The sequence below is a fragment of the Sinorhizobium fredii genome (genome assembly GCF_002944405.1).
Taxonomy (GTDB): domain Bacteria; phylum Pseudomonadota; class Alphaproteobacteria; order Rhizobiales; family Rhizobiaceae; genus Sinorhizobium; species Sinorhizobium fredii_C.
Genome location: NZ_CP024307.1, coordinates 3,578,665 through 3,590,000 on the forward strand (window position 1 = coordinate 3,578,665; position 11,336 = coordinate 3,590,000).

The following is an 11,336-nucleotide window of genomic DNA, read 5'->3' on the forward strand; positions in this document are numbered from 1 at the left end:
CCATGACCGCGCCCTTGCTGTCGCTCCGCGGCATTTCCAAAAGCTACGGACAGATTAGAGCCAACCAGGATATCGATCTGGATGTGGCCCCGCAGTCGGTCCACGCGATCCTCGGCGAGAACGGGGCGGGGAAATCGACGCTGATGAAGCTGATCTCCGGCGTCGAGCAGCCAGACGGCGGTACCGTCGTCTGGGCCGGAGAGCCTTTGAGCCTTGCCTCCCCTGCGGAGGCGAGGCGCCAGGGGATCGGCATGGTCTTCCAGCACTTCTCGCTCTTCGAGACCCTGACCGTCGTGGAGAATATCCGGCTGGTCGTGCCGGGCCGGAAAGCCGATCTCGTGCAACGCATCCGGACGTTCGGACGCGACTTCGGCCTCGAGGTCGACGCGCTTGCCCATGTGCATACGCTTTCCGTCGGCGAGCGGCAGCGGGTGGAGATCATCCGATGCCTGATGACCAATCCGAAGCTGCTGATCCTCGACGAACCGACCTCCGTCCTGCCGCCGCAAGCGGTGGACAAGCTCTTCGACACCTTGCGTCGCCTGCGGGACGGCGGCGTTTCCATCCTGTACATCTCCCACAAGCTGGAGGAAATTCGGGCGATCTGCGATAGGGCGACCATCCTGCGCGGCGGGCGCGTCACCGGAGATGTGGACCCGCGCGAACACGATGCGCATGACCTTGCACGGATGATGATCGGCCGCGACATGCCGGAACCGATGGAGGCGCTGCCCCAGTCTGGCGGCGAAAAGTGCCTCGAAATCATCGGCCTGGACTATCGGCCGGACGACCCCTTTGCCGTGCCGCTCACCGATATCAGCCTGACGGTGCGTGCCGGTGAAATCCTCGGAATAGCCGGGATTTCGGGCAACGGGCAAAGCGAGCTTGCCGCGCTGATCTCCGGTGAGGCGGTGCTGCCGCGAGAACAGCGCGACCGGATCTACATGATGGGCAAGGACGTAGGCACGCTCCATGCGGCTGCCCGTCGGCTGTTGGGATTTGCGTTCGTTCCCGAAGACCGGCTCGGACGCGGCGCCGTACCGGAAATGTCGCTCGTCATGAACAGCTTGCTGACCGCGCATCCGCTCAACCTTCTCAGGCGCGGTCTCGTCAACAAGGCGAAGGCGACGGCGTTCACCCAGGCGTGCATCCGCCAATACGATGTCCGCACGCCCGGCCCGGAAGCAGAAGCCGGCGCGCTTTCAGGGGGCAATCTGCAGAAGTTCATCGTTGGCCGCGAGATCATGCTCTCTCCGAAACTGCTGTTCGTGGCGCAGCCGACCTGGGGTGTCGACATCGGGGCCGCATCCGCCATCCGCAGGCGGCTCATCACGCTGCGCAACGAAGGCCTGGCAATCCTGGTCATTTCCGAGGAGCTCGAGGAGCTTTTCGAACTTTGCGATTCCATCCAGGTGCTGCACCACGGCCGGCTTAGCCCGCCACTCGTCACGCAGGCCACGCGACCCGAGGAGATCGGCCGATATATGATGGGAGCACACGCTGCATCCCAAACTGCAGACCGAAAGGCCTTGGCATGAGCGCTTTCTCCGCGGCCTTCCTTCCAGTCCTTGTCCGCCGGGAGCGCGGCTCGCTTGCCGCTACCCTCATTGCGCCTCCGGTCGCGCTCGCCGCGGCGACCGTTGTCAATCTCGGGCTCTACGTGCTGATGGGCCGCGATCCCGTGGCAGTCGCCTATGCCATGCTTCTCGAGCCCTTCCTCTCCTGGGCCTCGTTCTCGGAAGTGCTGTTGAAGACAGGTCCCCTCCTCCTCATCGCACAGGGCCTTGCGATCGGCTTTCGCGCGAAAGTCTTCAACATCGGTGCCGAGGGCCAGTTCATTCTGGGCGCGATATTCGCCTCCGCCATCCCCGTATGGTTTCCGCAAGCAACAGGTCAGTGGGTCTGGCCCGTCATGCTTCTCCTTGGCGCTCTCGGTGGCGCCCTATGGGCTTCGGTTACCGCCTTCTGGCGCGTCAAGCTCAATGCGAACGAAATACTCGTTTCCCTGATGCTGACCCTCGTTGCCGCGCAGTTCCTCAATTACCTGCTCCTCGGCCCCTGGAAGGATCCCAACGGCTTCAACTTCCCCCAGTCGGTGATGTTCCAGTATGACGCGATGGTGCCGATCCTGATCCCCGGTACGCGCGTCAACGTCTCACTGCTCCTGACAATCGCCTTATCGATCGCGGCATGGATCTTGATGCAGAAGAGTTTCATCGGCTACAAGCTCCAGGTCGGAGGCTTGGCGCCCCGTGCCGCCAGTTACGCCGGCTTCAACGAAGGATGGGCGATCTGGCTTTCCCTTCTCATCGGCGGATGCGCCGCCGGCCTCGCTGGCGCAGCCGAGGTCGCCGGTCCCCTCGGCCAGTTGCAGCGCTCGATTTCGACCGGTTATGGCTATGCGGCCATTATCGTCGCCTATCTCGGCGGCCTGCATCCGATCGGCATCGTTGTCTCGGCGCTGTGCATGGCGGTCCTCTATATCGGGGGGGACAATGCCATGGTATCGGCAAACCTGCCGATCGCCGCAGTGCGCGTCTTTCAGGGCAGCCTTCTTCTCGCCTACCTCGTCGCCGTCGCCTTCGTGCGGTACCGTCTCGAATGGCGCCGTGCCGCCTACCGGAGCCAACCATGAACGCCATCGAGTTCATTCTTGCCGGCATGCTCGCGGCTGCGACGCCGTTTCTGCTGGCGGCGCTCGGGGAGCTGGTGGTCGAGCGAGCCGGGGTCCTCAACCTCGGCGTGGAGGGCTTGATGGCGTTTGGCGCTGTGCTCGCCTTCGTCATCGTCCATCATGGCGGGGGACATTTTCTGGGTTTCATCGCCGCCGGCCTCGGCAGCGCCGTCCTTTCCCTTGTTTTTGCCGTCATCGCGCTCGGATTTCGGGCGAACCAAGTGGCCACGGGCCTTGCCATAGGCATCCTCGGCCAAGGTCTCTCGGCGCTTTTCGGCAAGTCCTATGAGAGCCTCACGGTCAAGGGGCTTCCAAAGCTTGGACTTCCATGGCTTTCCGAAATTCCGCTAGTCGGCGGCCTCTTCATCCAGGACGTAGTCGTATGGCTTTCCCTTGCAGCAACCTTCGCCATATGGGCGACGTTTGCCTATACCAAGATCGGTCTCGTCGTCCGGGCCATCGGCGAGAACCCCAAGGCCGCCCACGCCATCGGCTATTCGGTGATCACCGTCCGCTTCGCCGCTGTTGCATTTGGCGGGACGATGGCAGGCTTTGCTGGCGCCTACGCGGCGGTGGTTTACACACCGCTTTGGGCCGACGGGATGATCGCCGGGCGTGGCTGGATCGCGATCGCGCTCGTCGTGTTCGGAACGTGGCTCACCGGCCGGATCTTCCTCGGCGCATGCCTCTTCGGCGCCGTATCGCTGATGGGTCTCGCAGCCCAGGCGTCCGGACTGGACGTTCCGTCACAACTGCTGGCGAGCCTGCCCTACCTCGTCACCATCCTCGTGCTCGGCATTATTTCGGCAGATCGCCGCCTGCTGAAGCTGAACGGCGTCGCCTCGCTCGGCGAACCCTTCGAACGTTAGTATAACACGGGTGTGCCACGCAAAATCTCGCCCTTGAGGAGAATCGAAAAGGCGACCCTGCAATCGGACGCAATAGACGGCGGGAATGTCAGTCGATCGCCCAATTTAGTCGAGCTTACACTGACCCCCGACACCCCCACAGAATTGCCGCCCAGCTGTGCTCAAGACCGATGGGCCTCGAACCCGAGCACGAGCGATACCGTCAGCTCTGCCAGGGATCGACCAAAACGACGCCAGTGCCTTCGAAATCCTTGGTGTTGCGTGTCACCACGGTCATGTCGTGGACCAGAGCGGTCGCGGCAATCAGCGCATCGGCCTCGTTGCGCCGGTCGGGGATGTGCAGGTGCGCGCAACGTGTCGCAACTGCATCGTCGATCGGCAGAATGCGGCCTGCGAATTCCGGGCGCACATGGCCATCGAGCCAAGAGCGCAGCCGGGCACCCTGGGAGGCGTCCCGGCGCTGCACGCCGAGTACACCGCGCTCCAATTCAAGAATCGTGATCGCCGAAAGGAAGAAGCGCGCCGCATCTTCCGCTCCGATCCATGCTACCACGTTGGCATCGGCTTTGCCGTCACCGATCTTGCGCAGTTCGGACACTACATTGGTATCCAGTAGGTACCTCAAGAGAAGTCCACATCCCGGGGTCTGATTTCGATGCGGTGCGGCTCGAACTCGATCGCCGACAGGCCGGGCATGGAGAGCGCGTCAACGAGGCTGCGGTGCTTGCCGCTCAAGCGCTCGAATTCGTCATAGGTCATTAGGACATGGGAAGGCTTGCCGCGATCGGTGATGATAACCGGACCGTTTTTTGCTGCCTTCTTAGCGCTGCTGACGTCATGGTTTAGCTCTCGGCTGGAAAGGGTCGTGATGTTCACGGCACGCCTCCATGTAGGTATTTACCTGCATATAGCATGAGGGGCATAAATAACAAGCGGCCTTCGATCCCGATCCACCGTGTTGAATGGCGCGGCTCCTGTCCTATCCGGTACTGCACACGCCCAGGTTCCCATTGATACATTATGCGATCTTCGTGGCCCAAAGAGTGAACATCACAGCAACAAGGCTTGCCGGATCGATGCCCTCCACGGCGGTCATGAACCTTATGATCGTAACAACATCGACTACTTTTCAATCTTGGCCGAGCGTAAGGAAAGTGTGATCCTGTCTGACTTTGCCGAGCAGTATCAGTAGAAACAGCGCCTCCTTGGCTTTGCGGAAAGCCAGGCCGTCATTCCACATCCATTGCGGCTTGCCGCCGACAGGATCCTCGACCTGCCCCAAATCTCACCGCGCGACCTGCAGGCCGCTTCGCGAATGATCAACAAAGTCGAGATGAGTCTGGATGAGGCAACACGGGTCCTCGCTCATCCACTGGAGCTGGTCTGGCCGACACTGCGACAGGGCCGCCAGGCTCGCGATGTCCTGCAGCGCCTTGAGAGGGCCGCCTGCCAAAAGCCCAAAACGAGATCCGAACCTGAGATACCGCCATTGAGCGAGATGTTCGGCTACGGCGCGGCCAAGCGATGGGGTGTCGACTTGGCAAGAGATCTTCGGGCATGGGCGGAAGGCGAACTGCCATGGTCAGAAGTCGATCGTGGCATCGTTCTTTCCGGTCCCCCAGGCGTCGGCAAGACGGTATTCGCCAAGGCACTGGCGAAGGAGTGCAACGCGCACCTTGTCGCGGCCTCACTCGGACTGTGGCAGGCATGCGGTCACCTCGGCGATCTGCTCAAAGCCATGCGCCGGGATTTCGCGCGCGCAAAGGAACATGCGCCGACAATCCTCTTCGTCGATGAACTGGATAGTTTCGGCGATCGCGATAGCTTCACGCATGATCATCGTGACTATTCAGTCCAGGTCATTAACGCGTTCCTCGAATGCCTTGATGGTATCGACGGACGAGAGGGCGTTGTCGTCGTCGGTGCCACCAACAATCTGGAGCGCATCGATCCGGCGATCGTCAGGTCAGGGCGGCTCGACAAGCATGTCGAGATCCCCCTGCCCAGTGCGCAGGATCGGGTCGCGATCCTTCACCAACAACTGAACCAATCCATATCAGTCGAGGACCTTTCCACTCTCGCCAGCTGTACCGCCGGTATGGCCGGAGCGGATCTCGCAAAGGCCGTTCGTGACGCCAGGCGCATGGCACGTCGGGCCGGACGAGAGATCATGGTTGGCGATGTCGCCGCTGCTCTGCCAGAACTTGTTCGACTCGATGAGACGTACCTGCGCGCCAACGCTATCCACGAGGTCGGGCATATTATCGTTGGGCTGTGTCTCGGCCACGGCAAATTTCTCGGCACGGAGCTTGCGGATCGTGTCCTGGCCGGTCGGTCGATATCGACAGGGGGGCAGGCAATCTTCGAGCTGCCGTCCTTCCAACGCCGCGACCGGAAGTTTTACCTCGATCAAATTGCTGTCTGCCTCGGAGGCATCGCCGCAGAGCAACTGATACTCGGAACGACCAGTGACGGTGCAGGAGGGAGTGATCAGTCTGATCTTGCGATGGCGACACGATTGGCAACGCTCGCCGAGACACAATTCGGCATGGGCGAGACGCTGCGTTTCAGCAAATCGACCGGTGACGAAGATCTTGAGCGCTTGCGACCGATCCGCAGCTTTGCGTTCGCATCGATCACGTGTTGAAGATGGAACTGCAGCGCGCCAGCTCGATCCTGGCGGAGGAGCGGCTGTTGATCGACCGGTTGACCGAGGAACTGATCGCTACCGGCAGACTGACGCCGGAGCGGGTTTCAGCGATCGAAGCCGAACTGCAACGCCGAACCCATCTCGGTGCAGTCCGCTCAACGATCGCTGCCAGACATCACTGAGCCGACAGCTTGACACCCCGACCGAACTGTCCGGGGTGTCAACATTCACTCAGACAATCTGTCACCTGCAATACGGTCGAATTTATTCCGATGCGCCTTGCCATTGAAGTATGCTCATTCGAATGCGCGACACGTCAGTTTTCCGGTAGGATAGGTCATGATGACTTATCTCAAGTCAAAATACGTTGCACACCGTCGATTCAAATTCTGACTTTTCCGATTCAATTCCCCTCGGCGAGGATTCACATTCAAACGCCGTACGCAACGCTGTGGATTCCCGTCTCGATATCATCGATTCAGAGCGAGACGGCGTTTGTCCGCAGAGCCACTCCGTTATGGTGGTCGTGAGCTGTTGGTGGCCAATGTGGATTGTCACATAGGCGTTCGGGGAGGCTCGAATCCGATCATTTGGATGTCGGGTATGCAGGCCAGCTCCTGATCTACCGAGCCTGTCGGCGGCTTTTTTCGCTTGACAGGTTTAAGGACTGGCCGCAGCCTAGTATCAGTATCAACGCAAATTTCCCCAGCATGAACAATAACTTGAACACCGTCACGCCTGCGTGCGTGCATAAGACTCCGTGTGCCTTGTCGAAGAGAATTGCCAATCTCTATCTTTCGGTCGGCATGGAGGTCACGCCATGGAACTGAGCCGCGACTTCAATTCGTCGACATTTAATTCCATACATCAATTGCGCGACCAGGCGCACATCGATGCGCCCAACCATTCAGCCTCGTTCGACCGTATCCTGCCGCTTATAGGTGACAAGGCCGTCATTTACGTCAGCCAGCCGGTGCCTGTCGGCACGGACGTCACCGTGACCCTCACGCCGACGGACATAAAGGTCGATGCTCGGACCGATCAACCGTTTAACCGCGAATGGGTTTCCGCGCAGTGCAAGGAACATGAGGCCGAGCTACGGAGCCTCGCGAGAAGGACCTTGAGCCGCTTCGATGCGTGTTCGATGCGACTTCTGGGCAAATTGGTGCAGCCCCATCCGGACCTTGCCGGTTACATCGACATCTACAGAACACTGGTGTTCAACGATCGCGGATGCATCCTCGACTATCCGTATCAGATGCAAATTTTCGACGAGGACTACGGGCGCATTCCGCGCTTCGTCGTCTCCGTCACAAAAGATATGGCCAAAGCGATTCAGACGATAACCCGGGATGCTACCGCAGCGTTCATACGATCAGATCTACGTAATGAAGACAACACTGTTTGGTTTGAGGGCTTCTACTGGATGTCAGTCCAGCAGGCGAGGTATCGTCGAAGCTTCTTCGTGCCGTATGAGCCTGGTCGCTTTTCGGAGACTGAAGCTTGCGATTGGATGAGCAAGGCCCTCCGTCAGGGATTTGCTGAGATCGCCGTTGTACGCCATTTGGACGGGATTGAATGGCCGTGACGAAGACCATTCCAGCTTTCGACATCAATAGGTGTGCAGCGGGCCCCGTCAGTGGCCATGCGTCGACGCGTTTGTTTGCCGTGCTCCACGCAATATTGCCCGCCTCGACACCGACAGTCACCGATTCAACGAACGATACTTTCGATTCTCGGTCGAACGGCGTTTGCGGGGAGCGGTGATGGCTAAATCCAGAGCGACACGGCTGCGAGAACAGAGAGCGCGGCAGCAGGAATATCGCGACCAGCAGAAGCAACTGCGCCGCCCCGGCCGCGACGATATCGCCCGGATCGCGTTGCAGTGGTTGATTGTCAACACTGCGAAACTCGCCGAGCGGGAAGGCAATCCGGCTCGGATGAATAAGGTCGAGGAAGCTACACTCGAGAAGCTGGTTGAGCAGGGATTTGATCCAGCGGCCTCAGACCGGGTCCTGGGCGATCTCATCGACAGGTATGTCGAAGGCAACTGGGATTTCCGCCGAAAGCCACATCTATTTTCAGGCAATCGTGTCGCAGGCGGTGTGGCCGATATTGCGATGTAGGGGGCCTCTTGATCCTGTCTCAGGGACCAAACGGCGTTCTCACGGAAAGTCCATCGCTCCCCCCATTACTTCATATAACGGGGTTTGCGATGGAATCGGCGCGACGCGACGGTATTTGAACCCGCCGTAAGACCTGTCGCTTGTATCCACCCGGTCTTCTCCCTAGGTACCGGGTGATCAGGGGGCTACATGAGCAAAAACGTCATTGTTTACGCACGCTATTCGACCGATCGCCAGGATGAGCAGTCGATCGAGACACAGATCGAACGCTGCCAGGCGACCATCGATCAGCACGGCTGGCACCTCGTAGAGACATATCAAGATAGCGCCGTCAGCGGCACGAGCTACAAGCGGCGGCCCGGCATCCAGCAACTGCTACGGCGCGTTGAACATGGCGGAATCGACATCGTGCTATGCCTGTCGACGGATCGTCTCTCGCGTGACGTCGCCCACAGCGCGCAGATCGGCAAGAAGCTGAGCTATCACGATGTCGAGCTTTGGACCGCGAGAGCCAATGCCCGCATTTCCGACATCGAGATGAACATCGGCGCAGTGCTTAGCCAGGAAATGGTTGAACAAGGGCGCTACCGCACCCGGGAAGGTATGAGAACGACGGTCCAGAAGGGCAAGGCTGCCGGCGGGATTGCCTATGGTTATCGTGTCAAGCAGGCCTATGATGAACGCGGAGACCGCATTCCGGGTCTGCGCGAGATCGACGAAGCCGAAGCCCGGATCATCCGCTGGATTTTCGAGGAATATGCCAAAGGCCGCTCGCCGAAGGAGCTGGCCATAGAACTCAACAGTCGCGTCCCCCCCGTGCCCGGACCACGGGGAGCGAAGTGGCGTGATACTGCGATCCGTGGACATGTCAGCCGTGGCAGCGGCATTTTGAACAATGAACTGTATATTGGCCGTGTCGTCTGGAACCGGCGCGAATACCGCAAGAACCCAGATACCGAGAAGCGTGTAGCGCGTCCTAACTCCCGCGATGAATGGATCGTCACTGAACAGCCCGATCTGCGGATTGTCTCCGATGCCCTCTGGACCGCCGTCAAGAAGCGGCAGATGGAGGTCGAACAGAGCTTTTCCCGGACGACCACAAACCGCCTGAACAGAGGCCACCGGCCGCAATACTTGCTGAGCGGTATTGATGGCCGGGCACGCTGCCATCCCCGCCCTCGATCAGATGCTGGATGACTTGGAACAGCAACGCCTGACGCTATCAAAGCAGTTGGCTACTGCTCCACCTACTAACTCCCCTACTGCGACGCAGGCGCTCAATGGCGGCCTGCTCAGAAGTGCGATTGCGGCAGTCAGGACCATGCTGTCAACGCGGGAGAACGGTGTCGAGGAGAGCTGGATATCTCTGGCCCGCCAACTTATCCAGAAAGTGGTGATCGCACCATCGGCGGACGGCAAATCGGCGGAGCTTACCATCCATGGCCGCCTCGCAGCCATCCTGGCCGCCCAGGACGCCTGGCGTGATGTCTCACGGGAACTGCGGGATCAGCAATCTGCGGAGTACGTCCGCATGCGTTCGTCGGGCGCGTTCAAGTCGCTGGCCGACAAAACAAAATTCCTTCGCCGCTGCGAGGCCTTGCTGGCCGAGCGGGAGAAGGAACGGCTGCTATTACAAGTCTCAGTGGTTGCGGGGGCAGGATTTGAACCTGCGGCCTTCAGGTTATGAGCCTGACGAGCTACCGGGCTGCTCCACCCCGCGTCAAGTCGTCGAATTCCGAGTTGTGTTGGCCCGGTCTTGGGAGGGGCCGCGTGTGTGCGAGAAGATGTTTTTGACTTGCGCTTTGCAGACCTGGCAGCGACCTACTCTCCCGCGTCTTAAGACGAAGTACCATCGGCGCTGGGGCGTTTCACGGCCGTGTTCGGAATGGGAACGGGTGCAGCCACCCCGCCAGAACCACCAGGTCGGCAAAGCGCAAGTTTTGCTCCCGGAGGGAGCAATTGTGAGAAGCTGGTGAGGCTTTCGCCTCTTTTTTTGAACACGTCTTTTGTCTGCCGCCCCGGCCGAATGCCGCAAGCGCAGAGCGCGTCGCGCCTTGTGGCGCGCGCCGTCCGCAGCGAAGCGATCTTCCGATCGCGACAGCGTGAGGACAGAGATAGCATCATCAAACTTCGTTTGATGAGCATAGGCAACAAGAACGATCAAGCCGATCGAACGATTAGTACCGGTAAGCTTCATGCGTTGCCGCACTTCCACACCCGGCCTATCAACGTGGTCGTCTTCCACGGTTCTCGAGGGAATACTCGTTTTCAGGTGGGTTTCCCGCTTAGATGCCTTCAGCGGTTATCCCTTCCATATATAGCTACCCTGCTATGCCCTTGGCAGGACAACAGGTCCACCAGAGATATGTCCATCCCGGTCCTCTCGTACTAGGGACAGATCCTGTCAATATTCCTACACCCACGGCAGATAGGGACCGAACTGTCTCACGACGTTCTGAACCCAGCTCACGTACCGCTTTAATTGGCGAACAGCCAAACCCTTGGGACCTGCTCCAGCCCCAGGATGCGATGAGCCGACATCGAGGTGCCAAACAACCCCGTCGATATGGACTCTTGGGGGTCATCAGCCTGTTATCCCCGGCGTACCTTTTATCCGTTGAGCGATGGCCCTTCCACGCGGGACCACCGGATCACTATGACCGACTTTCGTCTCTGCTCGACTTGTCAGTCTCGCAGTCAGGCGGGCTTATGCCATTGCACTCGACGAGCGATTTCCGACCGCTCTGAGCCCACCATCGCGCGCCTCCGTTACTCTTTCGGAGGCGACCGCCCCAGTCAAACTACCCACCATACACTGTCCCGGATCCGGATGACGGACCGCGGTTAGACATCCATGACGATAAGGGTGGTATTTCAAGGATGGCTCCACAGGAACTGGCGTCCCTGCTTCAAAGCCTACCACCTATCCTACACATGCCGACACGAATGCCAGTGTAAAGCTATAGTAAAGGTGCACGGGGTCTTTCCGTCTGACCGCAGGAACCCCGCATCTTCAC

At 59.6% G+C, this 11,336-nt stretch carries 10 protein-coding genes, 1 tRNA gene and 2 rRNA genes (1 of these 13 running past the window's edge); 8 read left to right on the forward strand and 5 right to left on the reverse strand.

Annotation, left to right across the window (positions count from 1 at the left end):
- Positions 1–2 precede the first annotated feature (2 nt).
- From NXT3_RS17545 to NXT3_RS17555, 3 genes are read left to right on the forward strand one after another with little or no spacing between them, the layout of a single operon-like run.
- The gene (locus NXT3_RS17545) at positions 3–1,538 is read left to right on the forward strand and encodes an ABC transporter ATP-binding protein (RefSeq protein ID WP_097540555.1); all 1,536 of its coding nucleotides are present in this window, start codon (positions 3–5) and stop codon (positions 1,536–1,538) included.
- Positions 1,535–2,635, forward strand: a complete 1,101-nt coding sequence (locus NXT3_RS17550; protein ID WP_104839769.1) for an ABC transporter permease — start codon at positions 1,535–1,537, stop codon at positions 2,633–2,635. Before NXT3_RS17545 ends, NXT3_RS17550 begins: the two co-directional genes overlap by 4 nt.
- Positions 2,632–3,543: an ABC transporter permease gene (locus NXT3_RS17555; RefSeq protein WP_097527714.1), complete on the forward strand. Its 912-nt coding sequence runs from the start codon at positions 2,632–2,634 to the stop codon at positions 3,541–3,543. Before NXT3_RS17550 ends, NXT3_RS17555 begins: the two co-directional genes overlap by 4 nt.
- Before the next feature lie 202 nt (positions 3,544–3,745).
- Here NXT3_RS17555 and NXT3_RS17560 read toward each other — a convergent pair whose 3' ends face one another.
- Both NXT3_RS17560 and NXT3_RS17565 read right to left on the reverse strand, forming a co-directional pair.
- A complete protein-coding gene (locus tag NXT3_RS17560) occupies positions 3,746–4,168 on the reverse strand; it encodes a type II toxin-antitoxin system VapC family toxin (RefSeq protein WP_097540558.1) in 423 nt (140 codons plus the stop codon).
- Positions 4,165–4,419 carry a type II toxin-antitoxin system Phd/YefM family antitoxin gene (locus NXT3_RS17565; protein ID WP_104839770.1) on the reverse strand — a complete coding sequence of 85 codons (255 nt, stop codon included), beginning with the start codon at positions 4,417–4,419 and terminating at the stop codon, positions 4,165–4,167. The genes NXT3_RS17560 and NXT3_RS17565 overlap by 4 nt, the downstream gene beginning before the upstream one ends.
- A 439-nt stretch (positions 4,420–4,858) precedes the next feature.
- Here NXT3_RS17565 and NXT3_RS17575 point away from each other — a divergent pair, with 439 nt between their 5' ends.
- From NXT3_RS17575 to NXT3_RS17595, 5 genes are all read left to right on the forward strand, one after another.
- Entirely contained in the window at positions 4,859–6,190 is a 1,332-nt protein-coding gene (locus NXT3_RS17575) for an AAA family ATPase (protein WP_158665349.1), read from the forward strand.
- Positions 6,191–6,192: 2 nt separating this feature from the next.
- A complete protein-coding gene (locus NXT3_RS17580; protein ID WP_104839773.1) occupies positions 6,193–6,375 on the forward strand; it encodes a hypothetical protein in 183 nt (60 codons plus the stop codon).
- A gap of 638 nt (positions 6,376–7,013) precedes the next feature.
- Positions 7,014–7,781: a hypothetical protein gene (locus NXT3_RS17585; RefSeq protein WP_097527699.1), complete on the forward strand. Its 768-nt coding sequence runs from the start codon at positions 7,014–7,016 to the stop codon at positions 7,779–7,781.
- Positions 7,782–7,959: 178 nt separating this feature from the next.
- Complete coding sequence (locus tag NXT3_RS17590) at positions 7,960–8,319, forward strand: hypothetical protein (protein WP_104839774.1); 360 nt, start codon at positions 7,960–7,962, stop codon at positions 8,317–8,319.
- A 189-nt stretch (positions 8,320–8,508) separates the two neighbouring features.
- On the forward strand, positions 8,509–9,516 hold the full coding sequence (locus NXT3_RS17595) for a recombinase family protein (RefSeq protein WP_104839775.1): 1,008 nt from the start codon (positions 8,509–8,511) through the stop codon (positions 9,514–9,516).
- A gap of 446 nt (positions 9,517–9,962) precedes the next feature.
- On the opposite strand, the gene NXT3_RS17600 is transcribed toward NXT3_RS17595, so the two are convergent.
- The 3 genes from NXT3_RS17600 to NXT3_RS17610 all read right to left on the reverse strand — a co-directional run.
- A tRNA-Met gene (locus NXT3_RS17600) sits at positions 9,963–10,039 on the reverse strand.
- Positions 10,040–10,127: 88 nt separating this feature from the next.
- Positions 10,128–10,242: ribosomal RNA gene (gene rrf, locus NXT3_RS17605) — 5S ribosomal RNA — on the reverse strand.
- Positions 10,243–10,475: 233 nt separating this feature from the next.
- Positions 10,476–11,336: ribosomal RNA gene (locus tag NXT3_RS17610) — 23S ribosomal RNA — on the reverse strand; it runs 1,937 nt beyond the window's last position.